22 protein-coding genes are annotated in these 24162 nt (G+C 72.8%); 17 read left to right on the forward strand and 5 right to left on the reverse strand.

Annotated elements, in window-relative coordinates; all coding sequences use genetic code 11:
• The first annotated feature begins 18 nt into the window (after window positions 1–18).
• Entirely contained in the window at window positions 19–1020 is a 1002-nt protein-coding gene (locus B7P34_RS07200) for a hypothetical protein (RefSeq protein WP_106674967.1), read from the forward strand.
• Between the two features lie 54 nt (window positions 1021–1074).
• On the opposite strand, the gene B7P34_RS07205 is transcribed toward B7P34_RS07200, so the two are convergent.
• A complete protein-coding gene (locus B7P34_RS07205; RefSeq protein WP_106674968.1) occupies window positions 1075–2451 on the reverse strand; it encodes a D-arabinono-1,4-lactone oxidase in 1377 nt (458 codons plus the stop codon).
• Window positions 2381–3682 (reverse strand): MFS transporter, encoded by a 1302-nt coding sequence (locus B7P34_RS07210; protein ID WP_106674969.1) that lies wholly within the window; start codon window positions 3680–3682, stop codon window positions 2381–2383. The genes B7P34_RS07205 and B7P34_RS07210 overlap by 71 nt, the downstream gene beginning before the upstream one ends.
• A gap of 142 nt (window positions 3683–3824) precedes the next feature.
• Between B7P34_RS07210 and B7P34_RS07215 the strand changes: the two genes are divergently transcribed.
• Both B7P34_RS07215 and B7P34_RS07220 read left to right on the forward strand, forming a co-directional pair.
• Window positions 3825–4952 carry a ferrochelatase gene (locus B7P34_RS07215; protein WP_106674970.1) on the forward strand — a complete coding sequence of 376 codons (1128 nt, stop codon included), beginning with the start codon at window positions 3825–3827 and terminating at the stop codon, window positions 4950–4952.
• A gap of 115 nt (window positions 4953–5067) precedes the next feature.
• Complete coding sequence (locus tag B7P34_RS07220; protein ID WP_106674971.1) at window positions 5068–5868, forward strand: inositol monophosphatase family protein; 801 nt, start codon at window positions 5068–5070, stop codon at window positions 5866–5868.
• 91 nt (window positions 5869–5959) lie between these two features.
• Here the strand turns inward: B7P34_RS07220 and B7P34_RS37330 are convergent, their stop codons facing one another.
• On the reverse strand, window positions 5960–6127 hold the full coding sequence (locus B7P34_RS37330; RefSeq protein WP_189382548.1) for a hypothetical protein: 168 nt from the start codon (window positions 6125–6127) through the stop codon (window positions 5960–5962).
• A gap of 360 nt (window positions 6128–6487) precedes the next feature.
• Here B7P34_RS37330 and B7P34_RS07225 point away from each other — a divergent pair, with 360 nt between their 5' ends.
• The 4 genes from B7P34_RS07225 (at window position 6488) to B7P34_RS07240 (ending at window position 9922) form a co-directional block, all read left to right on the forward strand.
• Entirely contained in the window at window positions 6488–7141 is a 654-nt protein-coding gene (locus B7P34_RS07225) for a response regulator transcription factor (protein WP_030368611.1), read from the forward strand.
• Between the two features lie 5 nt (window positions 7142–7146).
• On the forward strand, window positions 7147–8403 hold the full coding sequence (locus B7P34_RS07230; protein ID WP_106674972.1) for a sensor histidine kinase: 1257 nt from the start codon (window positions 7147–7149) through the stop codon (window positions 8401–8403).
• A gap of 398 nt (window positions 8404–8801) precedes the next feature.
• Window positions 8802–9098: a DUF4193 domain-containing protein gene (locus B7P34_RS07235; RefSeq protein WP_106674973.1), complete on the forward strand. Its 297-nt coding sequence runs from the start codon at window positions 8802–8804 to the stop codon at window positions 9096–9098.
• Between the two features lie 14 nt (window positions 9099–9112).
• On the forward strand, window positions 9113–9922 hold the full coding sequence (locus B7P34_RS07240) for a hypothetical protein (protein WP_106674974.1): 810 nt from the start codon (window positions 9113–9115) through the stop codon (window positions 9920–9922).
• A 99-nt stretch (window positions 9923–10021) separates the two neighbouring features.
• Here B7P34_RS07240 and B7P34_RS07245 read toward each other — a convergent pair whose 3' ends face one another.
• Window positions 10022–10468 carry a DUF3093 domain-containing protein gene (locus B7P34_RS07245; RefSeq protein ID WP_106674975.1) on the reverse strand — a complete coding sequence of 149 codons (447 nt, stop codon included), beginning with the start codon at window positions 10466–10468 and terminating at the stop codon, window positions 10022–10024.
• A gap of 59 nt (window positions 10469–10527) precedes the next feature.
• Between B7P34_RS07245 and B7P34_RS07250 the strand changes: the two genes are divergently transcribed.
• The 8 genes from B7P34_RS07250 (at window position 10528) to B7P34_RS07285 (ending at window position 19521) form a co-directional block, all read left to right on the forward strand.
• The gene (locus B7P34_RS07250; protein ID WP_106674976.1) at window positions 10528–11112 is read left to right on the forward strand and encodes a PaaI family thioesterase; all 585 of its coding nucleotides are present in this window, start codon (window positions 10528–10530) and stop codon (window positions 11110–11112) included.
• Window positions 11109–11609, forward strand: coding sequence for a dUTP diphosphatase (dut, locus tag B7P34_RS07255; protein WP_058042151.1), 501 nt, complete (start codon window positions 11109–11111; stop codon window positions 11607–11609). The genes B7P34_RS07250 and dut overlap by 4 nt, the downstream gene beginning before the upstream one ends.
• A 1-nt stretch (window position 11610) precedes the next feature.
• Entirely contained in the window at window positions 11611–12387 is a 777-nt protein-coding gene (locus tag B7P34_RS07260) for a DUF3710 domain-containing protein (RefSeq protein WP_106674977.1), read from the forward strand.
• 325 nt (window positions 12388–12712) lie between these two features.
• Window positions 12713–12802: a K(+)-transporting ATPase subunit F gene (gene kdpF, locus B7P34_RS07265; protein ID WP_043188605.1), complete on the forward strand. Its 90-nt coding sequence runs from the start codon at window positions 12713–12715 to the stop codon at window positions 12800–12802.
• A gap of 8 nt (window positions 12803–12810) precedes the next feature.
• Window positions 12811–14502 carry a potassium-transporting ATPase subunit KdpA gene (gene kdpA, locus B7P34_RS07270; RefSeq protein ID WP_106674978.1) on the forward strand — a complete coding sequence of 564 codons (1692 nt, stop codon included), beginning with the start codon at window positions 12811–12813 and terminating at the stop codon, window positions 14500–14502.
• The gene (gene kdpB, locus B7P34_RS07275) at window positions 14499–16601 is read left to right on the forward strand and encodes a potassium-transporting ATPase subunit KdpB (RefSeq protein ID WP_106674979.1); all 2103 of its coding nucleotides are present in this window, start codon (window positions 14499–14501) and stop codon (window positions 16599–16601) included. Before kdpA ends, kdpB begins: the two co-directional genes overlap by 4 nt.
• A gap of 7 nt (window positions 16602–16608) precedes the next feature.
• Window positions 16609–17271 carry a potassium-transporting ATPase subunit KdpC gene (gene kdpC, locus B7P34_RS07280; protein ID WP_106674980.1) on the forward strand — a complete coding sequence of 221 codons (663 nt, stop codon included), beginning with the start codon at window positions 16609–16611 and terminating at the stop codon, window positions 17269–17271.
• Between the two features lie 339 nt (window positions 17272–17610).
• The gene (locus tag B7P34_RS07285; RefSeq protein WP_223267590.1) at window positions 17611–19521 is read left to right on the forward strand and encodes an NAD(P)-binding protein; all 1911 of its coding nucleotides are present in this window, start codon (window positions 17611–17613) and stop codon (window positions 19519–19521) included.
• A gap of 266 nt (window positions 19522–19787) precedes the next feature.
• Here B7P34_RS07285 and B7P34_RS07290 read toward each other — a convergent pair whose 3' ends face one another.
• On the reverse strand, window positions 19788–20324 hold the full coding sequence (locus tag B7P34_RS07290; RefSeq protein WP_106674982.1) for a GNAT family N-acetyltransferase: 537 nt from the start codon (window positions 20322–20324) through the stop codon (window positions 19788–19790).
• A 252-nt stretch (window positions 20325–20576) separates the two neighbouring features.
• Here B7P34_RS07290 and B7P34_RS07295 point away from each other — a divergent pair, with 252 nt between their 5' ends.
• The gene (locus B7P34_RS07295) at window positions 20577–23129 is read left to right on the forward strand and encodes a sensor histidine kinase (protein ID WP_106674983.1); all 2553 of its coding nucleotides are present in this window, start codon (window positions 20577–20579) and stop codon (window positions 23127–23129) included.
• 106 nt (window positions 23130–23235) lie between these two features.
• The gene (locus B7P34_RS07300) at window positions 23236–23925 is read left to right on the forward strand and encodes a response regulator (protein ID WP_030366096.1); all 690 of its coding nucleotides are present in this window, start codon (window positions 23236–23238) and stop codon (window positions 23923–23925) included.
• Window positions 23926–24162 lie beyond the last annotated feature (237 nt).

The raw sequence follows: 24162 nt of genomic DNA on the forward strand, positions 1-24162 counted from the left end.
GCTACACAGAGGCAGGAGATGGACGACAAAGGCGAAAGCGAGGCAAAAGCGAAGAACAAGCGTCTGGACCTGAGCCTCGCGCAGGTCGCCGGCAGCGCCCTTGCGGCGGTGATCGCCGCACTGCTCGCAGGCAAGCTCGGGGTGTACGGCACGGTCATCGGCGCCGGTGTCGTGAGCGTCGTGGCCACCTCCGGTGGCACGATCTTCCAGCACTTGTTCCGGCGGACCGGCGAACAGCTCCGCGAGGCGACCGCGCAGTCGGCGAAACCGAGAATGCGGCAGGTTCCCGTGCAGGACGCGGGACGGGCGGTCAACCGCGCGGCCGCCGCGGACGGCGACGCGGCGACACGGCTGGTGCACACGGTGCGACAGACGCCGGAGCCCGGCAGCGCGTACGCGGGCGCGCGCCCTGGGGCACGCGCCGACGAACACTCCTTTGCGTACGGCGACGCGCACCCCGACGCACACCCGGGCCCGTACACCGACGCGTACACCCCGGCCACCACCCATGGCACCCGGGTGCGCGGCTGGAAGCGCCCCCTGATCGCGGCCGGCGCGGTCTTCGTCCTCGCCATGGGCACGGTCACCGCGGTCGAACTGGTCAAGGGTTCGAGCGCGGACGGTGGCGGCTCGACCACGGTCGGCCAGATCTTCGACGGCGGGAAGTCCCGGAACAAGCAGGACCCGACGCCCGAGCGGAACCCCGGCCCCGGCCGTTCCCACGACGGCGGCAGCGACAGCGGCGAGCGGCACCGCCCCGGCGGGGACACCGGCTCCACGCCGGACCCGGACGCGTCCGGCGAGGGCAGCGGCGGTACGGGCAAGCAGTCGCCGGAGCCGTCGACGTCCCCGTCCTCGGGCGGCTCCTCGCCGTCCCCCAAGCCGGATCCCTCGCCGAACCCGTCCACGTCCCCGGACGGCGGCACGGGTGGCGACGGCAAGGGCGGCACCACGAGCGGGGCCGGCACCACCGGTGGCCAGTCGACGCCCAAGCCGCCGGCGGGCGGCACCGTCTCGTAGCCACGCCCGGTACGGCCACCGGCACCGGCCTGCCCAGCAGCCGGCCGCGGGCCCCTACGCCCCCAGCACCCGCCGCAGATAGTCGTTGCCGAACACCCGCTGCGGGTCCAGCCGGTCCCGCAGCGCGGTGAACTCCTCGAACTTCGGGTACGCCGCCGCGAGGTGCCCCGCGTCGCGGCTGTGGAGCTTGCCCCAGTGGGGGCGTCCGCCGTGGGACGTCATGATCTGCTCGGCGGCCCGGAAGTACGCCTGATAGGGGACGCTCCTGTACATGTGTACGGCTATGTAGGCGGTGTCCCGTCCGTAGGCCGTGGACAGGGGGATGTCGTCCGCGGGAGCCGTGCGGACCTCGACGGGGAAGGCCACGCGCAGCCGCGAGCGCTCGATCGCGGCCCACAGCTCGCGCAGCGCCGGGACGGCGGCCTCCCGCGGCAGCGCATACTCCATCTCCAGGAAGCGGACGCGGCGCGGGCTGGTGAAGACCTTGTACGGGACGTCCGTGTAGGTGCGGGCGGACAGGGCGCGGCCGGCGATGCGGGCGATGCCCGGTATCGCGGCGGGGACGGCGCGGCCCACGGCGCACAGGGCGCCGAAGAGGCCGTTCGAGAGCAGTTCGTCCTCGACGAAGGCGCCGATCCGGCCGGGCGGGGCGGCGGGGCCCGCGCTGCGGTTGTTGCGCTTGGTGACGCAGCTGGTGGTGTGGGGGAACCAGTAGAACTCGAAGTGCTCGTTCTCGGCGACCAGCTGGTCGAACTCGGCCGTGACGCGGTCGAGCGGCATCGGCTCTTCGCGGGCCCGGAGCAGGAACTCCGGCTCCACGGCGAAGGTGAGCGCGGTGAGCACGCCCAGCGCGCCGAGCCCGAGCCGGGCGGCCGCGAAGACCTCCGGGTTCTCGTCCGCGGAGCAGGACAGCACCGAGCCGTCCGCGGTGACCAGCTCCAGGCCGCGGACCTGGGCGGAGAGGGAGGCCGAGGCGCGGCCGGTGCCGTGGGTGCCGGTGCTGACGGCGCCGGAGGCGGTCTGCTCCATGATGTCGCCCATGTTGGCCAGCGACAGGCCGTGCGCGGACAGCGTCTCGTTCAGCTGCCGGAGCGTGGTGCCGGCACCCACCGTCACGGTGCCGGCCGCGCGGTCGATCGCGCGGAGGCCCGCCAGGCGCTCGGGGCGCAGCAGCAGCCCGTCGGTGGCGGCCGCGGCGGTGAACGAGTGGCCGGTGCCGGCCGCCTTCACCTTGAGGCCGTCCGACGCGGCCCGGGTGACCGCCGCCGCGACCTCTCCCGCCGTCGCGGGGGCGACCGTCCGGGCGGGGCGGGCGGTGACGTTCCCCGCCCAGTTGCGCCACGCGGGCGATCCGGCCGTCCTAGGCGACGACGCCCTTGCTGTGCCCGTCCCGCTCTCCGTGCCGGCCGTCGTTCCGGTCGTCTCCGTCATGCGCGTCAGACCCTCCCCTCGCCTGCGGCACAGGTGCCCCCGGCCGCTGCTCTGCCTGCGTGCGGAGCCGGCGGTACCCCAGGAGCGCGACCGCCGCCGCGAGCGCCCCCGCCACCCCGGACACCGCGTACCCCGCGGCGGCGCCGCGGGCGTCGACCACCCAGCCGGCGGCCGACGACCCCAGCGCCACGCCGACCGCGAGCCCCGTGCTCGTCCAGGTCATGCCCTCGGTCAGCTGCGCGCGCGGTACGTGCTGTTCGACCAGGGCCATCGTCGTCACCATGGTCGGCGCGATCGACAGCCCCGAGACGAAGAGCGCCACGGCCAGGAACGGCAGGCTCCCGACCAGTTGGAGGGGGATCATACTCACGGCCATCGCACACACGCCCACGAGCCAGCGGCGGGCCATCTCCCCCTTGAGCGGCAGGAGTCCGAAAATCACCCCCGCCGCGCAGGAGCCCAGCGCGTACGTCGCGAGCACCAGGCTCGCCATGCTCTTGTGGCCCTGCTCCTCGGCGAAGGCGACGGTCACCACGTCGCAGGTGCCGAAGATCATGCCCGTGGCGACGAAGGTGGCCACGAGGACCTGCAGGCCGCGCGAGCGCAGCGCCCCGCCGCGCGCCTGCTCCCCCTGCGGGTGCGGCTCGGGCTCGGTGCCGCGCTGGGCGGTCAGCCAGAACACCCCGGCCGCCAGGAAGCAGGAGGCCAGCAGCGGACCCGCCTCGGGGAACCACTGCGTGCAGAGCCCGATCGACAGGATCGGGCCGAAGATGAAGCACACCTCGTCGACGACGGACTCGAAGGCGTACGCGGTGTGGAGCTGCGGGCTGCCGCCGTAGATGGCCGCCCAGCGGGCCCGCACCATGGAGCCCACGTTCGGCACGCACCCGGCGCACGCCGAGAAGAGGAACAGCGTCCAGTCCGGCCAGCGCTGCTGCGCACTGATCAGCAGCCCCGCGGCGGCGGCCAGGGTCAGGAGCGTCGCCGGGCGCAGCACCCGGCGCTGCCCGTGCCGGTCGACGAGCCGGGATATCTGCGGTCCGAGGACGGCGGCGGAGATGGCCAGGGTCGCCGAGAGGGCGCCCGCCAGGCCGTAGCGACCGGTGATCTGGGAGACCATCGTGACGACGCCGATGCCGAACATGGACAGCGGCATGCGGCCCAGCAGGCCGGCGGCCGAGAAGCTCTTGGTGCCGGGGGCGGCGAAGATCGCGCGGTACGGACTGGGCAAGGACGGCTCCCAGGGAGATCGGGGGCGGGACGGATCGAGGGTGCCGTAAGGGACGTAGGTGGCCGATACAGCTTACGTGGGCACGTTCGTGCGACGCACCGCCATTTCCTGCCTGTCAGTGACGAGTGGCAGGATCGGACCCATGTCGGATCAGCCAGCGCACGCCCCCTACGACGCCCTGCTGTTGCTCTCCTTCGGCGGTCCCGAGGGCCCGGACGACGTCGTCCCCTTCCTGGAGAACGTCACGCGCGGGCGCGGCATCCCCCGCGAGCGCCTCAAGGAGGTCGGGCAGCACTACTTCCTCTTCGGCGGCGTCAGCCCGATCAATGACCAGAACAGGGCGCTGCTCGGCGCCCTGCGCAAGGAGTTCGCCGAGCACGGCACCGACCTCCCGGTCTACTGGGGCAACCGCAACTGGGCGCCGTACCTGACCGACACCCTGCGCGAGATCGCCGCCGACGGCCGGCGCCGCGTGCTCACCCTCGCCACCAGCGCCTACGCCTCGTACTCGGGCTGCCGCCAGTACCGGGAGAACCTGGCCGACGCGCTCGCCGCCCTGGAGGCCGAGGGCGTCACCCCGCCCCGCGTCGACAAGCTGCGGCACTACTTCAACCACCCCGGCTTCGTCCGCCCCATGGCCGACGCCGTCCTCGCGGCCCTCGCCGAGCTGCCCGAGGCGGTCCGCGAGGGTGCCCACCTGGCCTTCACCACCCACTCCATCCCCACGGCCGCCGCGGACGCCTCCGGCCCGGCGGAGGGCCACGGCGACGGCGGCGCCTACGTCGCCCAGCACCTCGACGTGGCCCGCACGATCGCGGAGGCGGTCCGCGAGGAGACCGGCCGGGAGCACCCCTGGCGGCTCGTCTACCAGTCCCGCAGCGGCGCCCCGCACATCCCCTGGCTCGAACCCGACATCTGCGACCACCTGGAGGCCTCCCACGCCGCCGGCGTCCCCGCCGTCGTCATGGTCCCCATCGGCTTCGTCTCGGACCACATGGAGGTCAAGTACGACCTCGACACCGAGGCCGCCGCCAAGGCCGCGGAGCTCGGCCTGCCGGTCGCCCGCGCGGCGACCGTCGGCGCCGACCCCCGCTTCGCCGCCGCCGTCCGCGAGCTCGTCCTGGAGCGCGCCGCGACCGAGCGCGGCGAGCACCCCGAGCGGTGCGCCCTGGGCGCCCTCGGCCCCTCGCACGACCTCTGCCCCGTCGGCTGCTGCCCGGCCAGGGCCCCGCGCCCGGCCGCCGCCGGGGCCGACAGCCCGTACGCCTGACCCTCTGACCCTCCCGCCGTGATCCCAGCCCTCCCGCCGTGACCCCGGCACTCCGCCGCAATCCCGGCCCTCCCGCCGCAATCCCGCCCCATCCCGTCCAAGGAGCACCAGCACCGTGAGCGACACTCTGAAGGCAGAACTCCTGGCCGTGGCCCTTGAGGCCGCCGACCGTGCCGGGGCGCTGCTCCGCGACGGCCGCCCGGCGGACCTCGGGGTCGCCGCGACGAAGACCAGCCCGATCGACGTCGTCACCGAGATGGACATCGCCGCCGAGAAGCTGATCACCGGCTTCCTCGCCGAGCGCCGCCCGGCCGACGGCCTGCTGGGCGAGGAGGGCGCCAGCAGCGAGGGCAGCACCGGCGTCCGGTGGGTCATCGACCCGATCGACGGCACCGTGAACTACCTCTACGGCCTGCCGTCCTGGTGCGTGTCGATAGCTGCCGAGCTCGACGGCGAGGCCGTCGTCGGCGTCGTGGCCGCCCCGATGCGCGGCGAGACCTACCACGCCGTCCTCGGCGAGGGCGCCCACCTGGGCGAGCGGCGGCTGGCCGTACGGCCCGCGCCCGGCCTCGACCAGGCCCTGATCGGCACCGGCTTCGGCTACCTCGCCTCGCGCCGCGCCTCCCAGGCGGAGGTCCTGCGCTCCCTGCTGCCGCAGGTGCGCGACATCCGGCGCGGCGGGTCGGCCGCGATCGACCTGTGCGACGTGGCCTGCGGCCGGCTCGACGGCTACTACGAGCGCGGCCTCAACCCCTGGGACTACGCGGCGGGCGCGCTGATCGCCCGCGAGGCCGGGGCGCTGACGGGCGGCCGTCCGGGCGAGCCCGCCTCCACCGAGCTCACGGTGGCGGCCCCGCCGGCCCTCTTCGAGCAGCTGCAGGGGCGGCTGGAGGAGCTGGGGGCCTGGCAGGGCTGAGCACCGCCGCCGCGGCCCTCAGCCGCCCTCCTGCGGGCATGACGACGCCCCGGCCCCTCTCGGGTGCCGGGGCGTCGCCGCCGGGTCCGGATCAGGCAGCGGAGACCTTGACGCCGTGCTCGGCGGCCAGGCGGTGGAGATCGTCCAGGGCGGACTGCTCCACCTCGGCCGTGTACTCGTCGCCCAGCCTGCGGGCCTGGTCCCGGTCGCTGCGGGTGGTCTCTATGCGCTGCAGAATGCCAGCGGTGAACGCGTCCATGGTGCTGCGCCCCCTCGTCGTGGGTCGATGGCACGGGGGTGTGCCGACGGCGAATCGATCGCGCCCCTGCCCTGGCGCGGGCGGGCGTGCCGTAGTGGCGTGCCGCCACTGGGCGTGATCGCGGGTGTGCAGACGTCTTCCCCAGCCGCGTCCGCGGGGAAACCTCCCGTCCGGAACCAATCCCCGACCGGACCGGAAACCGCTCAGGGCCGCTGCCCGGCCGCGATCCGGAACGACCGGCCGGCCAGTCGGCCCCCGGCACCCCTTACAGCCGGTTTACCGAGGTTCGAGGCACCATGGAGGCACCCACAGGGGTATCTCCAGCCTGCCCGCCCGGGCCCAAAGGGAAGGATCAACGCCGTGCGCGTACTCGTCGTCGAGGACGAGCAACTGCTCGCCGATGCCGTCGCCACCGGACTGCGCCGGGAGGCCATGGCGGTCGACGTCGTGTACGACGGTGCCGCCGCCCTGGAGCGGATCGCCGTCAACGACTACGACGTGATCGTCCTCGACCGCGACCTGCCCCTCGTCCACGGCGACGACGTGTGCCGCAAGGTCGTCGAGCTCGGCATCCCCACCCGCGTCCTGATGCTCACCGCCTCCGGCGACGTCAGCGACCGCGTGGAGGGCCTGGAGATCGGCGCCGACGACTACCTCCCCAAGCCCTTCGCCTTCAGCGAGCTCACCGCCCGCGTGCGGGCCCTCGGCCGCCGCACGACCGTGGCCCTGCCGCCCGTCCTGGAGCGCGCCGGCATCAAGCTCGACCCCAACCGCCGCGAGGTCTTCCGCGACGGCCGCGAGGTCCAGCTCGCCCCCAAGGAGTTCGCCGTCCTGGAGGTCCTCATGCGCAGCGAGGGCGCGGTCGTCTCGGCCGAGCAGCTCCTGGAGAAGGCCTGGGACGAGAACACCGACCCCTTCACCAACGTCGTCCGGGTCACCGTCATGACCCTGCGCCGCAAGCTCGGCGAGCCCCCGGTGATCGTCACCGTGCCGGGCTCCGGATACCGGATCTGACCCTGATGTCCACCGCCCCCACCCCCGCGCCCGCACCCCCCGCAGCGCCCCCCAAGCCCACCTGGGACCCGCGGCAGCCCGTCGTGCGGCCCTTCCCCTGGCTGCGCCCCACCATCCGGATACGGCTGACCCTGCTGTACGGCGGGATGTTCCTGATGGCGGGCGTCCTGCTGCTGACGATCATCTACCTGCTGGCGGCCGACGCCCTCACCCAGGGCAACCAGCTGCCGTTCCGGATCCTCAACGCCAACGTCGAGACCAGCGCCAGCTGCCGGAGCCTGCCCCAGGGCTCCGCGACCAACAGCGACGCCTTCATGAACGGCCTGCGGCTGTGCATGGAGCACCAGCGCGCCATCGCCCTCGACGGCCTCCTCAAGCGCTCCCTGCTGGCCCTCCTGGGCCTCGCCGTGATCGCCTTCGCCTTCGGCTACGCCATGGCGGGGCGGGTCCTCTCGCCGCTGGGCAAGATGACGCGGACCGCCCGCCGGGTGGCCGCCACCGACCTCTCCCGGCGCATCGAACTGGGCGGGCCGGAGGATGAGTTGAAGGAGCTTTCCGACACCTTCGACGAGATGCTGGACCGGCTGGAGCGGGCCTTCACCGCGCAGCAGCGGTTCGTGGCCAACGCCTCGCACGAGCTGCGCACGCCGCTCGCGATCAACCGCACGCTGCTGGAGGTCACCCTCTCCGACCCCGGTGCGCCGCCGGAGCTCCAGCAGCTCGGCAAGACGCTGCTGGCCACGAACGAGCGCAGCGAGCAGCTGGTGGAGGGCCTGCTGCTGCTCGCCCGCAGCGACAACGAGATCGTCGACCGCAAGCCCGTGGACCTCGCCGAGGTGGCGTCCAGGGCGCTGGACCAGACGCGCTCGGAGGCCCAGGACAAGGGCGTGGAGCTGCGCGGCACGCGTCAGCCCGCGGTGGTCCAGGGCAACGGCGTGCTGCTGGAGCGGATCGCGCTGAACCTCGTGCAGAACGCCGTGCGCTACAACGCGCCGGACGGCTGGGTCGAGGTCACCACCGAGGCGCAGCCGGGCCAGGCGGTGCTGGTGGTGGAGAACACCGGCCCGGTGGTCCCGGCGTACGAGCTGGACAACATCTTCGAGCCGTTCCGCAGGCTCCGCACGGAGCGCACGGGCAGCGACAAGGGCGTCGGCCTGGGGCTGTCCATCGTGCGCTCGGTGGCCCGCGCGCACGGCGGGCGGATCACCGCGGAGCCGCGCGAGGGAGGCGGGTTGATCATGAGAGTGGTCCTGCCCACCTGAAAATTTCTGCGAGAATAGGGCGGCCGTAGGTTCGCTTTGGGCGGAATTTTCATGTTCCGCCCCTTGCTGTGGATGTGTGGAATCGCTCACACACGCAAACTTCCGGCCATCCACTCTCCGTGATCGCTGGACTCGCCGGAACGCCGGGAAAATGGGGGTTTCTGCTGGTCCTGATCACGGGAAGTACACGTGATGGCGCATCTGCACGCGGCATCCGGACCGTGTACGGTCCGGTTCGCCATCCATCCCCATCACCTCTTCAGGTGTGCGGTTGGGTGTCGATTGAGTAACAGACCTTGATGTGAGGCAAAATCTCCGCCTCGGGTCGGGCACAAGTCCGGCCTCTCACGCGTTACGTGCGCTGGAGACACCGCAGACACCCAGAGGGGGAGAGCGACATGGCAACGGACTACGACACCCCACGCAAGACCGACGACGACGTCGACTCGGACAGCCTTGAAGAGCTCAAGGCCCGCCGGAACGACAAGTCGGCGTCGAACGTCGACGTGGACGACTTCGAGGCCGCCGAGGGCATGGAGCTGCCCGGCGCGGACCTCTCCAACGAGGAGCTGGCCGTCCGGGTCCTGCCCAAGCAGGCCGACGAGTTCACCTGCATGAGCTGCTTCCTCGTGCACCACCGCAGCCAGCTGGCTCGCGAGAAGAACGGCCAGCCGATCTGCCGCGACTGCGACTGAGGACCGGGTCTGCGATGGCAGGCTCGACCCCGCTTTGGAAGCGGCGCTCCCGGCAGCCCGAGCTGACCACCGGGCCGGGCCGGGACGCCGCACGGCAGGACGCACCCGCCTCTGGTGACACGGCCGGCACTCACGTCGAGCGGGGCCGCACGGCCTCGCTCGCCGCTGCGGTCGGCCGTGGCGCCACCAAGGGCGGCCGGGGAGCACGGGCGGGTCTCACCGCCCTTGCCGACCGGATCATCGCGAACGCCCCGCGCATCCCGGTGCGCGACCTCGCGACGCTGCGGGCCCAGTTCCCGGGCCTCGGCCCGGAGGAGCTCGCCGACAAGCTGGTGGCCGGCGCGGCCAACGCCACGTCCACCGTCGGGGCCGGAGTCGGCGCCGCGGCGATGCTGCCGGTGCCGCCCGCGATGCCCGCCGAGCTGGCGGCCGAGATCACCGGCGTCGCCGCCGTGGAGTTCAAGCTGATCGCCGAGCTCCACGAGGTGTACGGCCTGCGGGCCCCCGGCACCCTCGGCCAGCGGTCCCTGGCCTATCTGGCCGCCTGGGCCGAAGAGCGCGGCATCGACGTCACGGCCCCCACCACGGTCAACGCGGCCCTCGGGGGCCAGCTGAAGCGCGAGCTGCGCCAGCAGATCCTCAAGCGCACGTTCCGCAATCTCCCCAGCCTCACGCCGTTCATGATCGGCGCGACCGTGGGTGCGGTGATGAACCGCCGCGACACCAGAAGGCTCGCGGCCAGGGTCCGCAAGGACCTGCGCGCCCGGCAGGTGCCGTGGGAAGCGCTCCCCGGGGGCCCGGAAGGCCCCCTCCCGCTCGTGTAGCGGCCTGCGGGCCGGGCCCGGACGCCCGGCCCCCGGACCGCCGGAGAGTCCCTGAACGAGCCTGTGGCGCAGCCGCCCGTCAGGAAGCCGGTACGCCCGTCAGGAAGCCGTTACCGCCGTCAGCGCGGCGGCCAGGCGCTCGGGAGAGCGCGTGGAGAGGTAGGCGTAGGGCGTCGGGTCGGACGGGTCGGTGATCTCGACCCGGAGCGCCGTGGGCACGTACCCCCGCAGCAGCATGAAGGCGCGGGTGTCGGCCTTGTACGTGCGCCAGGCGCGGGCCTCCTCGGCGTCCAGCACCTGCGGCGTCCCCAGCGCTTCGAGGGGGATCCGGGCGTCGCCCGCGATCAGCGTGCCGCCCACCACGCGGATGCGCACCGAGCCGTAGGAGCTGACGGCCACCGCCGCGAGCGCGCCGCCGCCCACGAGACCGCCGAGCATCGGCACCGTGCCCAGGGGCAGCAGGATCAGCGCCATCGCCACCCCGGCCAGAAGCGCGATGAACCACCAGGAACGGGGCGCGGTGAGACGTTCTTCGTAAGCCTGCATGGGCCCAAGCTTGACACGAGCGGGACCGGGCCCGGCCCTCGCGGGTAAGGTCAGCCCCTGTGAGTGGACGAACGACAGCGCTGACGCCGCCGGAGGGGGCCGTGCCCCCGGTGCGGCACCCCGACGCGCCCGCGCCCGGCGAGACCATCGGGTCGCACTACGAGTACTGCTTCGGCTGCGGCCCCGGCGTCCCGCACGGGCTGCACGTCGATGTGCGGGCCGGCGACGGGGTGTGCGTCACCGCGGAGTTCCGGGTGAAGGACGCCCACCAGGGCGCCCCCGGCCTCGCCCACGGCGGGGTGCTGGCGACGGCGCTGGACGAGACGCTGAGCGCGCTGGGCTGGATGCTGCGGGTGATCGCGGTGACCGGCCGGCTGGAGACCGACTACCTGCTGCCCGTGCCGGTCGACACCGTGCTGCACCTGCGGGCCGAGGTGAAGGCCGTGCACGGCCGTAAGATCTACGCCGCGGCCACCGGCCGGATCGGCGGGCCCGAGGGCCCGGTCGCGCTCCGTGCCGAGGCGGTGTTCGTCGAGGTCAAGGTCGACCACTTCATCGAGCACGGCCGTCCCGCAGAGATCCAGGCCACGCTGGCCAACCCCGACCAGGTGAAGGTCGCGCGAGCTTTCGAGGTGAACCCGTGACGCGTCAACCCTTGGACGTCCTCATCCGCCGAGTGGACCCCGAGGTGCCCCTCCCCTCCTACGGCCACCCCGGCGACGCCGGCTGCGACCTCGTGACCACCGAGGCCGCCGAGCTGGCCCCGGGGGAGCGGATGGTGCTGCCGACGGGCGTCTCCATCGCGCTGCCGGACGGCTATGCCGCCTTCGTGCACCCGCGTTCGGGCCTCGCAGCCCGGTGCGGAGTCTCCATGGTGAATGCCCCAGGGACCATCGATGCCGGGTACCGTGGAGAGATCAAGGTGATTGTGGTCAATCTGGACCCGCGGGAGACCGTCAGGTTCGAGAGGTTCGACCGCATTGCCCAGTTGGTCGTCCAGCAGGTAGAGAAGGTCCGCTTCCACGAGGTCGCGGAGCTTCCGGGCTCGGCACGGGCCGAAGGGGGCTTCGGGTCCACCGGTGGCCACGCTGCCGTGGGGTATGGATTCGCTTCGGTCGCCAGCGACCGGGAAGGACAGTGACGTGTTCGGTCGTCGCCGCAAGCGCAGTGAGGACGTGGCCCGGGACTCCCGTCCCGACGACGTGACCTCCGAGGAGTTGGCCGAGGAGTCGCCGGCCGCGTCGGACTCCGCGGCCGAGAGCCGTGTCCGGCTGGAGCCGGAGCCGCGCCCCGACGGGCCGTGGGACCTCTCCGAGGTCCGCGACCCCGCCGAGGGCCGGGTCGACCTGGGCGGCCTGTTCGTGCCGGGTGTCGAGGGCATGGAGCTGCGCGTGGAGGTCGCGGGTGACGCGATCGTCGCCGCCACCGTCGTGCTCCGCGACAGCGCCGTGCAGCTGCAGGGCTTCGCCGCCCCCAAGCGCGAGGGCATCTGGAGCGAGGTCCGCGAGGAGATCGCCTCCGGCATCACCCAGCAGGGCGGTGTGGTGGACGAGGTCCAGGGCCCGCTCGGCTGGGAGCTGCGGGCCCAGGTGCCCGTGGCGCTGCCGGACGGCACGCAGGGCGTGCAGATGGTGCGCTTCGTCGGGTGCGACGGGCCGCGCTGGTTCCTGCGCGGTGTGATCTCCGGCCAGGGCGCAGTGCAGCCGCAGACCGCGGGTCTGCTGGAGCAGATCTTCCGGGACACCGTCGTCGTCCGCGGCGAGTCCCCGATGGCTCCGCGCGACCCGATCGTCCTGAAGCTGCCCGAGGACGCCCAGATGGTCGCCGAGGGCCTGCAGCAGCAGGACGACGACCGCTCGCGCTTCGCGGGCGGCGTGGACCGCCTGGAGCGCGGTCCGGAGATCTCCGAAGTGCGCTGACACCACGCCCGCAGCCACCGGCGAACACCCTCGCCGGCGGCTGGATTACGGCCTTCCGCTGGGCCGCAACCCCTGACCGGGGTTGCGGCCCAGCGGCGTTTTTGCAGGTCAAAGGCGTATCCGTATGGATTCCATCAAGGGGGCGCTAATGGCCGTATAGAGCGCGTCAACGGAAGCCCCGGAGCGGGCCGCGAACGGTTTCCTGTGATGGTCCGTTCCTGTCCGAACCTCTCTAGGAGCACACGATGGCCGACGTGGCCTTCGTCGTCACCACGATCGCGGTCTTCGCGCTGGTGGCTCTCGTCGCCAAGGGGGTGACGAAGCTGTGACCGCCGAGAACATCGTCGGCCTGGTCGTGGCCGTCGCCCTCCTGGGCTACCTGATCCTCGCCCTCGTCTTCCCGGAGAGGTTCTGAGCACAGATATGAGCCCCGTACTCTCCGGAGTCCTCCAGCTCCTCGCGCTCATCGCGGCGCTGGCGCTGTCCTACCGCCCGCTCGGCGACTACATGGCCCGCGTCTACAGCTCCGAGAAGCACCTGCGCGCCGAGAAGCTGATCTACCGCACGATCGGCGCCGACCCGGACGCCGGGATGCGCTGGCCCGCGTACCTGCGCGGGATCCTGGCCTTCTCCGCCGTCGGCGTCCTCTTCCTGTACCTCCTGCAGCGGATCCAGGGCATACTTCCCGACTCGCTGTCGCTCGGCTTCACCGCGATCAGCCCGGACCAGGCGTTCAACACCGCCGCCTCGTTCGTCGCCAACACCAACTGGCAGTCGTACTCGGGCGAGCAGGCCATGGGCCACGCCGTCCAGACGCTCGGCCTCGCCGTGCAGAACTTCGTCTCCGCGGCTGTGGGCATGGCCGTCGCGGTCGCGCTGGTCCGCGGCTTCGCCAGGTCCCGCACCGGCGAGCTCGGCAACTTCTGGGCCGACCTCGTGCGCGGCACCGTCCGCATCCTGATCCCGCTCTCGGTGATCGGCGCGATCGTCCTCGTCGCCTGCGGCGCGATCCAGAACTTCTCGGGCATCCACGAGATCGGCCGGCTCACGGGCGGCACCCAGCAGGTCAACGGCGGCGCCGTGGCCTCGCAGGAGGTCATCAAGGAGCTCGGCACCAACGGCGGCGGCTACTTCAACGCCAACTCCGCCCACCCGTTCGAGAACCCCAACGCCTTCTCCAACCTCTTCGAGATCTTCCTGATCCTCGTCATCCCCTTCGCGCTGACCCGGACCTTCGGCAAGCTCGTCGGCAACGTCCGGCAGGGCTACGCGATCCTGGCCGCGATGGGCGTCATCTGGCTCGGCTTCACCGCCCTGATGATGTGGACCGAGTACGCGCACCACGGCCCCGCGCTGCAGGCCGCGGGCGGCGCGATGGAGGGCAAGGAACAGCGCTTCGGCGTCGGCGCCTCGGCCATCTTCGCCACCACCACGACGCTCACCTCGACCGGTGCGGTGGACTCCTTCCACTCCTCCTTCACCGGCCTCGGCGGCGGCCTCACGCTGCTGAGCATGATGCTCGGCGAGATCGCCCCCGGCGGCGTCGGCTCCGGCCTCTACGGCATGCTCGTCATGGCGATCATCGCGGTCTTCATCGCGGGCCTGATGGTCGGCCGGACGCCCGAGTACCTCGGCAAGAAGATCGGCACCCGCGAGATCAAGCTCGCCGCGTGCTACATCCTCATCACCCCGACCCTGGTGCTGGGCTTCACCGCCCTGTCCATGGCGCTCTCCTCGCCGCCCGAGTCGATCCTGAACGTCAAGGGCAACTCGGTGGACGGCAGCGGCGCCCACGGCTTCTCCGAGGTCCTCTACGCGTTCACCTCCGGCGCCAACAACAACGGCTCCGCCTTCGCCGGCCTCAACGCCAACACGCCCTGGTACAACACCACGATCGGCCTCGCCATGCTGCTCGGCCGCTTCCTGCCGATGGTCTTCGTCCTGGCGCTGGCCGGCTCGCTCGCCGAGCAGACGCCCGTCCCCGAGACCGCCGGCACCCTGCGCACGGAGAAGCCGCTCTTCGCCGGCCTGCTCGTCGGCGCGATCCTCATCATCACCGGCTTGACCTACTTCCCGGCCCTGGCCCTTGGCCCGATGGCGGAGGGACTCTCATGAGCACGACCACCCCTGTCCGTACGCCGTCCGAGGAGGACGTCCAGCCGCAGGGCTCCCCGGAGTCCGGCCGGGTCTCCGGCGGCCTCTTCGACCCCGCGCAGCTGCTGAAGTCGCTGCCGGACGCCTTCCGCAAGCTCGACCCACGGGTGATGGTCAAGGCCCCGGTGATGTTCGTGGTCCTGATCGGCTCGGTGGTCACCACCGTGCTGGCGCTGAAGGACCCCGGCTCCTGGTTCGGCTGGGCGATCACCGTCTGGCTGTGGCTGACCGTCCTCTTCGCCAACCTGGCCGAGGCGGTCGCCGAGGGCCGCGGCAAGGCCCAGGCCGACACCCTGCGCAAGGCCAAGACCGACACGGTGGCGCGCCGCCTGAACGGCGACACCGAGGAGTCGGTGCCCGGCACCGAGCTGCGCGTGGGCGACCTGGTCGTCTGCGAGGCCGGCGACATCATCCCGGGCGACGGCGACGTCGTCGAAGGCGTCGCCTCGGTCGACGAGTCGGCCATCACCGGCGAGTCGGCCCCGGTCATCCGCGAGTCCGGCGGCGACCGCTCGGCGGTCACCGGCGGCACCAAGGTCCTCTCCGACCGCATCGTCATCAAGATCACGACGAAGCCCGGCGAGACCTTCATCGACCGGATGATCAACCTGGTCGAGGGCGCCGCCCGGCAGAAGACGCCCAACGAGATCGCGCTGAACATCCTGCTCGCCTCGCTGACGATCGTCTTCCTGCTGGCCGTCATCACGCTCCAGCCGTTCGCGATCTACGCGGGCGCCGAGCAGTCGATGATCATCCTCGCGGCGCTGCTCGTCTGCCTCATCCCGACCACCATCGGCGCCCTGCTGTCCGCCATCGGCATCGCGGGCATGGACCGGCTGGTGCAGCGCAACGTCCTGGCGATGTCCGGGCGCGCGGTGGAGGCCGCGGGCGACGTCTCGACGCTGCTGCTCGACAAGACCGGCACCATCACCTACGGCAACCGCCAGGCCGCCGAGTTCGTGCCCGTCAAGGGCACCATGGCGGCCGAGGTCGCCGACGCCGCCCAGCTCTCCTCGCTCGCCGACGAGACGCCCGAGGGCCGCTCGATCGTCGTCCTCGCCAAGGAGAAGTACGGCCTGCGCGAGCGCCACGAGGGCGAGCTCGTGGGCGCCGAGTGGATCCCCTTCACGGCCCAGACCCGGATGTCCGGCGTCGACGTGGACGGCCGCAAGGTCCGCAAGGGCGCGACCGGTTCGGTCATCGCCTGGGTCGAGGAGCAGGGCGGCCGCGTGGCCGAGGATGCCCGCAAGCTCACCGACGACATCTCGCAGGCCGGCGGCACCCCGCTGCTCGTCGCCCTGGAGGACGACAAGGGCGCGCGCGTCCTGGGCGTCATCCACCTCAAGGACGTCGTCAAGGAGGGCATGCGCGAGCGGTTCGACGAGCTGCGCGCCATGGGCATCAAGACCGTCATGATCACGGGCGACAACCCGCTGACGGCCAAGGCCATCGCGGAGGAGGCCGGCGTCGACGACTTCCTCGCCGAGGCCACCCCCGAGGACAAGATGGCGCTCATCAAGCGCGAGCAGGCCGGCGGCAAGCTCGTGGCGATGACGGGCGACGGCACGAACGACGCTCCCGCGCTGGCGCAGGCGGACGTGGGCGTGGCCATGAACACCGGCACCTCGGCCGCCAAGGAGGCCGGGAACATGGTGGACCTGGACTCCAACCCCACCAAGCTCATCGAGATCGTCGAGATCGGCAAGCAGCTGCTCATCACCCGCGGCGCCCTGACGACCTTCTCGATCGCCAACGACGTCGCCAAGTACTTCGCCATCATCCCGGCGATGTTCGCGGTGGCCTACCCCGGCCTGGACAAGCTCAACATCATGAGCCTGACCTCGCCCGAGTCGGCCATCCTCTCGGCGGTCATCTTCAACGCGCTGATCATCGTCGCCCTCGTGCCGCTCGCCCTCAAGGGCGTGCGCTACCGCCCGATGAGCGCGGACGCCATGCTCCGCCGCAACCTCTTGATCTACGGACTGGGCGGTCTGATCTCCCCGTTCATCGGCATCAAGATCATCGACATGCTCATCTCCCTCATCCCTGGCATCGGGTGACGACACCATGAACAACTCCGTACGCAGCACGGCCCGCCTGGTCGGCGCGGGGCTCCGCGCCCTGCTCGTCCTCACGGTGGTCTGCGGGGTGATCTACCCGCTGGTCGTCACCGGCATCGCCCAGGCGGCCTTCCACGGCAAGGCCAACGGCTCCGAAGTCACGGTCGACGGCAAGTCGGTGGGCTCCGAGCGGCTCGGCCAGAGCTACAACCTCCCCGGCAAGAAGGACAAGGACGGCAACCCGCTGCCGGACCCCAAGTACTTCCAGCCGCGCCCCTCGGCCGCCGGTCCGAACGCCGAGAACACGCAGTACAAGCTGATCGTCTCCGGCGCCTCCAACCTCGCCGCCGACAGCAAGACCCTGCTCGACGCCGTCAAGCAGCGGCGGGCGGACGTCGCCGCGTTCAACCACGCCGACCCCTCGGCCGTGCCGGTGGACGCGCTGACGGCCTCCGCCTCGGGCCTCGACCCGGACATCTCGCCGGCGTACGCCCGCCTGCAGGCCAAGCGCGTCGCCGAGGCCAACGGCCTGCCGGCGGCCACGGTCGAGAAGCTGGTCGAGGACCACGTGGACGGCCGCGTCCTCGGCTTCATGGGCGAGGAGCGCGTCAACGTCCTGAAGCTCAACGTCGCCCTGCGGGAGCTGGCCGGGGCCGGTGGGAAGCGGTGACGGCTGTACGGCTGGTGTGACGGTCGGTTGTGCGGCTGGTGTGACGGTCGTACGGCTGGTGTGACGGTCGGCCGGGGCCGGCAGGAATGACGGCCGTACGACAGGGGTGACAGTCGGCCGTACGGCTGGTGTGACGCCCGTACGGCCCGAGGCCGCAGCCCGGCTTCCTCGTCAGGAGGGGCCGGGCTGTCGTGCGCCCGCGGCGCCCCTCGCCGGACCGCGGGGGAGGGGCGGCTTCCGGTGGATGGTGGCGCGGACTCCGCTTCCACCGGGCCGAATGTCCTGCATGTCCGTGGCAATTCCGGTGAATGTTCGACCGGTGCAGGGCAGTCTGACAGTGTGGCCACACTGAACCAGCAGCCCCAAGTCACCTCGCCCGCACCGCACATGGTGGTGTGCGGTGACGACGGGCTCGCGCACCGGCTCGCAGCCGAGCTCTCCGGCGTGTACGGCGAGCGCGTCACCGTCGTCCTGCCGCCGGCGGGCGAGGCCCGGCGGCGCCCCGCGCCCATGGTCGGCCGCGCCGCGGCCCTCTTCGGGCGCGTCACCGGAGTCGTCGGCCGCGCCGGCGGCCCCGACCGCAACGGCGCCGCGGCGGCCGGCAGCGGTCTCGTCCGCGTCGTGGAGGCGGCCGAGCCCGACGAGGACGCCTTCACCGAGGCGCAGGTGGCCCGGGCCACGGCCCTCGCCCTCGTCTACGACGACGACGAGACCAACGTCCAGGCGGCCCTCCTCGCCCGCCGCCTCAACCCGCGCGTCCGGCTCGTCATCCGCCTCTACAACCGGCGGCTCGGCCAGCATCTGGAGGAAGTCCTCGACCAGGCCGCCCTGCTGGCCGCCGCCACGCAGGACGCCGAGCCCGTCACCGACGCCACCACCACCGTCCTGTCGGACGCGGACACCGCCGCCCCCGTCCTCGTCACCGCCGCCGTCTCCGGGCACAGCCGGGTCTTCGACGTCGGCGGCAGACTGCTGAGAGCCGTCGAGCGGCCGCCCGCGGCGGAGGACGCCGCACGCCCGCAGGAGCTGTGCACCGTCGCCCTCCTCGCCCCGGCCCAGCGGCCCGCCGGCGCGTACGGGCCCGAGGCCGACGGGCCCCTGCTGCTGCCCGGCGCCGTGCCGCCGCCCGGCGCGGAGGGGCGCTCCCGGGTCGTCCTGGAAGCCGTCCCCTTCGACGTGCCGTCCGGGCCGCCCGCCCGGCCCATGGTCCGCGGCCTGCCCCTCGGCTCGTTCTTCTCCCGGCGCCTGCGCTGGGCCCTCGCGCTGCTGACCGCCGCCGTCTGCGGGCTCGCCGTCGCGTCCTGGAGCGTCAGCAGCAACAACCCCACCCACGCCGTCTACCTCTCGCTCCTCGACCTCTTCGCGATCAACGAGCCCGCGATCCGCGAGGGCCACGGCCGGCAGATCCTCCAGCTCCTCTCCGGCTTCACCGGCCTGCTCCTGCTCCCCCTGCTCGTGGCCGCCGCGCTGGAAGGGCTCGGCACCTTCCGCTCCGCCTCCGCCCTGCGGCGCCCGCGGCGCGGCCTCTCCGGCCACGTGGTGCTGCTCGGACTCGGCAAGATCGGCACCCGTGTGCTGGCCCGGCTCCGCGAGCTCGGCATCCCCGTCGTCTGCGTCGAGCGCGACCCGCAGGCCCGCGGCGTCGCGCTCGCCCGCGCGCTGCGCGTGCCCACGATCATCGGCGACGTCACCGAGGAAGGCGTGCTGGCGGCCGCCAAGATCGGCCAGAGCGGCACGCTCATGGCGCTGACCAGCAGCGACATCACCAACCTGGAGGCCGCCCTGTACGCGCGGACCGTCAAGCCCGACGTCCGCGTGGTCATGCGGCTCTACGACGACCGCTTCGCCAAGGCCGTCTACCGCACCCTGCGCGACACGTACCCCCGGGCACGGACCCGCAGCCGCAGCGTGTCGTTCCTCGTCGCCCCGGCCTTCGCCAGCGCGATGATAGGACGTCAGATCCTGGGGGCGGTGCCGGTGGAACGGAGCGTCGTCCTCATCGCAGCCCTTGAGGTCGTCGGCCACGCCGGCCTGGAGGGCCGCGCCGCCGCCGACGCGTTCGCGCCGGGCGCGTGGCGGGTGCTCGGCCTGACCATGGTCCGGCCGGACGCGTCCGGCCGGCAGACGGTCCTCCTGCGGGACCTCCCCGGCGACTACGTACTGCGCGGCCAGGACCGCGTCCTCGTCGCCGCGACCCGCCAGGGCCTGGCGGACCTCTTGGGCCGCCGCCCGGTCCCACGCCCTCGCTGACGCATCGGCCGCCCTCCGCCGCGGGCGCCGGCCCCGGCGACGTACTCCGCCGCGGTGGAGGGGGTGTCGGCCCCGCCGAGTTCCTCCGCCGCGGCGGTGCTCAGCCCCCGCGGTGGTGTTCGGCGGTGCCCTGCGGCCTGGGGCCGGTTCGGCGCCGCCGGGTCGCGGTCATGCGGCTGAGCGCCGTTGCGGCGGGGAGAAGGGGTTGGGGCTCCGGCGGCCCGGGCTCCGGGCCGGTGGTGCGCCTGTCGGCGCGGGACGTGGGGCTACCACACGTCCCCGGGGCGCCAGTCGCAGGCCAGCGCGCCGTCCAGGTCCAGCGCCGCGCCGAGCGGGAGGACGTAGATGCAGCCGTCCTCCTCCTCCGTGCGCCGGAGGCCCTGCGGGGAGACCACTGACGACGGGCCGCGCCACCGCTGCCAGCCGCGGCCCTCGTACAGCGGCACCGCCTCGTCCGCCGCGCCCAGCGCGCCCACCTCGTACGCCCCGTCCCGCAGGACCCGCTCCAGCGCCTCCATGACGGCCGATGCCACGCCCTGCCGGCGCCGGTCCGCGCGGACGGCGACCGCCTCCACGTAGCCGGCCCGCAGCGCGCGCCCGCCGTGCAGGAGCCGGCGCTGCACGAGTGAGCCGTGGCCTATGAGCTCGCCGCCCTCCCGGACGAGGGCGTGCATGCCGCCGACGGTGTGGTCCCAGTCGTCGTCGGAGAAGTCCCCTTCGAACGCGTCGTCCATGAGGGCGCGGATCGCGGTGAGTTCCTTGCCGGTCAGGTCGGAGGTGTGGGCCGTGCGGATGTCGGTCATGCCGCCATCATGCCGCCCGGCGCCGCCCCGCCTCCCGGCCCGGGGCCGTACGGAGCCCGAGAGGGGCATGGCAAAGGACACGGCACACCGCGTCAGAGCTGCGTCAATACCGCGCCCCGCACCCCCGCACGCCCCATATGTCCGAAAGTTTGGCCGTAAGGTCGGCCGTACGCGGCAGTGCGGGCACATCGGCACTGCCGGCCGTCACGGAGCGGCCGGACACCACCGCGTGGCGTGAAAGACAATGGGGCCATGGGACGCGGCAAGCTTCGGATCTACCTCGGCGCGGCACCGGGCGTCGGCAAGACGTACGCGATGCTCTCCGAGGCCCACCGCCGCGTGGAGCGCGGCACGGACGCCGTGGTCGGCTTCGTCGAGCACCACGGTCGGCCGCGCACCGAGGTGATGCTGCACGGCCTGGAGGAGGTGCCCCGCAAGGAGATCGCCTACCGCGGGACGGCCTTCACGGAGATGGACATCGACGCCGTCCTGGCCCGCCGCCCGGCCGTCGTCCTCGTCGACGAGCTCGCCCACACCAACGTGCCCGGCTCGCGCAACACCAAGCGCTGGCAGGACGTCGAGGAACTGCTGCAGGCGGGCATCGACGTCGTCTCCACGGTCAACATCCAGCACCTGGAGTCGCTCGGCGACGTCGTCGAGTCGATCACCGGCGTCCGGCAGCAGGAGACCGTGCCCGACGAGGTGGTGCGCCGCGCCGACCAGATAGAGCTGGTCGACATGTCGCCGCAGGCGCTGCGCCGCCGCATGGCGCACGGGAACATCTACAAGCCCGACAAGGTCGACGCGGCCCTCTCCAACTACTTCCGGCCCGGCAACCTGACCGCGCTGCGCGAGCTCGCGCTGCTGTGGACGGCCGACCGCGTCGACGAATACCTGCGCCAGTACCGCACCGAGCACAGCGTCTCCACCATCTGGCACGCCCGCGAGCGCATCGTCGTGGGCCTCACCGGCGGCCCCGAGGGCCGCACGCTGATCCGCCGCGCGGCGCGCATGGCCGCCAAGGGCTCCGGCAGCGAGATCCTCGCCGTCTACATCGCCCGCAGCGACGGGCTCACCTCGGCGTCGCCGAAGGAGCTGGCCGTCCAGCGCACCCTGGTCGAGGACCTCGGCGGCACCTTCCACCACGTGATCGGGGACGACGTGCCCGCCTCGCTGCTGGAGTTCGCCCGCGGAGTCAACGCCACCCAGATCGTGCTGGGCTCCAGCCGCCGCAAGACCTGGCAGTACGTGTTCGGCCCCGGCGTGGGCCAGACCGTGGCCCGCGACTCCGGGCCGGACCTCGACGTGCACATCGTCACGCACGAGGAGGCCGCCAAGGGCCGCGGCCTGCCGGTGGCGCGCGGCGCCCGCCTGGGCCGCGGCCGCATCGTGGCGGGCTGGCTCGTGGGCGTGGGCGGCCCCGCCCTGCTCAGCCTGCTGCTGACGCACATCGGACCGGACCTCGGCCTCGCCAACGACATGCTGCTGTTCCTGTGCATGACGGTGGCCGCGGCCCTCCTCGGCGGCCTGCTGCCCGCCCTCGCGTCCGCGGCCTTCGGCTCGCTGCTGCTGAACTACTTCTTCGTCGAGCCCCTCCACCAGTGGACGATCACCGACCCGAAGAACATCGTCGCCATCACGATCTTCGTCTTCGTCGCGGTGTCCGTGGCGTCCGTGGTGGACCTGGCCGCGCGCCGCACCCACCAGGCGGCCCGGCTGCGGGCCGAGTCCGAGATCCTCTCCTTCCTGGCGGGCAGCGTCCTGCGCGGCGACACCAGCCTGGACGCCCTGCTGGAGCGGGTCCGGGAGACCTTCGCGATGGAGTCCGTGGCGCTGCTGGAGCGCGCCAGCGAGGTCGACCCGTGGACGTGCGCGGCCAGCGTCGTGACGAGCTCGGGCAAGCCCCTGCTGCGGCCCGAGGACGCCGACGTCGACATGCCCGTGGGCGACAACATGGCGCTGGCCCTCTCCGGCCGCGTCCTGCCCGCCGAGGACCGCCGCGTCCTCGCCGCCTTCGCCGCGCAGGCCGCGGTCGTCCTGGACCGGCAGCGGCTGGTCGGCGAGGCCGAGCGGGCCCGCCGCCTGGACGAGGGCAACCGCATCCGCGTGGCCCTGCTCGCCGCCGTCAGCCACGACCTGCGCACCCCGCTCGCCGCGATCAAGGCCGCGGTGACGTCCCTGCGCTCGGACGACGTGGCCTGGTCCGAGGAGGACGAGGCCGAGCTGCTGGCGAGCATCGAGGACGGCGCGGACCGCCTCGACCACCTCGTCGGCAACCTCCTCGACATGTCGCGGCTGCAGACCGGCACCGTCACCCCGCTGATCCGCGAGATCGACCTGGACGAGGTCGTGCCCATGGCTCTGGGGGGCGTCCCCGAGGGCAGCGTCACCCTCGACATCCCCGAGTCGCTGCCGATGGTCGCCGTCGACCCGGGCCTGCTGGAGCGCAGCGTCGCCAACGTCGTCGAGAACGCCGTCAAGTACAGCCCCGGCGGTACGCCCGTCCACGTGGCCGCCAGCGCCCTGGGCGATCGGGTGGAGGTCCGGGTGGCCGACCGCGGCCCCGGCGTCCCCGACAGCGCGAAGGACCGCATCTTCGAGCCCTTCCAGCGCTACGGGGACGCCCCGCGGGGGGCCGGCGTGGGTCTCGGCCTGGCCGTCGCCCGGGGCTTCGCGGAGGCCATGGGCGGCACCCTCGCCGCCGAGGACACGCCCGGCGGTGGCATGACCATGGTGCTCACCCTGCGGGCCGCCGCGGGGGTCGCCCCCGTCCGCGCGGACCTTCCGGCGCAGGCCACCTCGTGAGACATTCCCCGCGCACCGGCAGACCAGCAGTCGCAAGACCAGCAGTCGCAGTCCCCGACCCCGGGCCCCGCGGAGGGGCCCGCACGACCAGCAGAGGTGGTTACCGATGAACCGGGTGCTCGTGGTGGATGACGAGCCGCAGATCGTCCGCGCCCTCGTGATCAACCTCAAGGCGCGGAAGTACGAGGTCGACGCCGCGCCCGACGGCGCGACCGCGCTCCAGCTCGCCGCCGCCCGCCACCCCGACGTGGTCATCCTCGACCTCGGCCTGCCCGACATGGACGGCGTCGAGGTGATCAAGGGGCTGCGGGGATGGACCCGGGTCCCGATCCTGGTCCTCTCCGCCCGCCACACCTCCGACGAGAAGGTCGAGGCGCTGGACGCCGGCGCCGACGACTACGTCACCAAGCCGTTCGGCATGGACGAGCTGCTGGCCCGGCTGCGGGCCGCGGTGCGGCGCGCCGAGCCGACGGGGCCCGCGGCCGCGGGGGACGACGCGATCGTCGAGACGGAGGTCTTCACCGTCGACCTCGCGGCGAAGAAGGTCAACCGCGAGGGGCGGGACGTCCGGCTGACGCCGACCGAGTGGCACCTGCTGGAGGTCCTGGTACGCAATACGGGGCGTCTCGTGAGCCAGAAGCAGCTGCTCCAGGAGGTCTGGGGCCCCTCGTACGGCACGGAGACGAACTACCTGCGGGTGTACATGGCCCAGCTGCGGCGGAAGCTGGAGCGTGACCCTTCGCACCCGAAGCACTTCATCACGGAGCCGGGGATGGGGTACCGGTTCGAGATGTGACGGGCGGTTCCGGGCGGTCGGCCGGGGGCCCGGGGGTTGTCCCCGGGAGGTGCGGTATCGCGGAACCGGGGATGGGGTACCGGTTCGAGATGTGACGAGCGGCTCCGGGCGGTCGGCCGGGGGTCCGGGGGTTGCCCCCGGGAGATGCGGCATCACGGAACCGGGGATGGGGTACCGGTTCGAGATGTGATCCCGGGGCTCCGCCCCGGACCCCGGTCCTCAATCGCCGGACGGGCT

Origin of the sequence: Streptosporangium nondiastaticum, assembly GCF_003011965.1 — a bacterium.
In the GTDB taxonomy this organism is placed as follows: Bacteria; Actinomycetota; Actinomycetes; order Streptomycetales; family Streptomycetaceae; genus Streptomyces; species Streptomyces nondiastaticus.

Coding starts and splice junctions, on each gene's coding strand:
- B7P34_RS07200 (WP_106674967.1), top strand. CDS start 19: ATGGACGACAAAGGCGAAAGCGAGGCAAAAGCGAAGAACAAGCGTCTG.
- B7P34_RS07205 (WP_106674968.1), bottom strand. CDS start 2,451: ATGACGGAGACGACCGGAACGACGGCCGGCACGGAGAGCGGGACGGGC.
- B7P34_RS07215 (WP_106674970.1), top strand. CDS start 3,825: ATGTCGGATCAGCCAGCGCACGCCCCCTACGACGCCCTGCTGTTGCTC.
- B7P34_RS37330 (WP_189382548.1), bottom strand. CDS start 6,127: ATGGACGCGTTCACCGCTGGCATTCTGCAGCGCATAGAGACCACCCGC.
- B7P34_RS07230 (WP_106674972.1), top strand. CDS start 7,147: ATGTCCACCGCCCCCACCCCCGCGCCCGCACCCCCCGCAGCGCCCCCC.
- B7P34_RS07235 (WP_106674973.1), top strand. CDS start 8,802: ATGGCAACGGACTACGACACCCCACGCAAGACCGACGACGACGTCGAC.
- B7P34_RS07240 (WP_106674974.1), top strand. CDS start 9,113: ATGGCAGGCTCGACCCCGCTTTGGAAGCGGCGCTCCCGGCAGCCCGAG.
- B7P34_RS07245 (WP_106674975.1), bottom strand. CDS start 10,468: ATGCAGGCTTACGAAGAACGTCTCACCGCGCCCCGTTCCTGGTGGTTC.
- kdpA (WP_106674978.1), top strand. CDS start 12,811: ATGAGCCCCGTACTCTCCGGAGTCCTCCAGCTCCTCGCGCTCATCGCG.
- kdpB (WP_106674979.1), top strand. CDS start 14,499: ATGAGCACGACCACCCCTGTCCGTACGCCGTCCGAGGAGGACGTCCAG.
- kdpC (WP_106674980.1), top strand. CDS start 16,609: ATGAACAACTCCGTACGCAGCACGGCCCGCCTGGTCGGCGCGGGGCTC.
- B7P34_RS07290 (WP_106674982.1), bottom strand. CDS start 20,324: ATGACCGACATCCGCACGGCCCACACCTCCGACCTGACCGGCAAGGAA.
- B7P34_RS07295 (WP_106674983.1), top strand. CDS start 20,577: ATGGGACGCGGCAAGCTTCGGATCTACCTCGGCGCGGCACCGGGCGTC.
- B7P34_RS07300 (WP_030366096.1), top strand. CDS start 23,236: ATGAACCGGGTGCTCGTGGTGGATGACGAGCCGCAGATCGTCCGCGCC.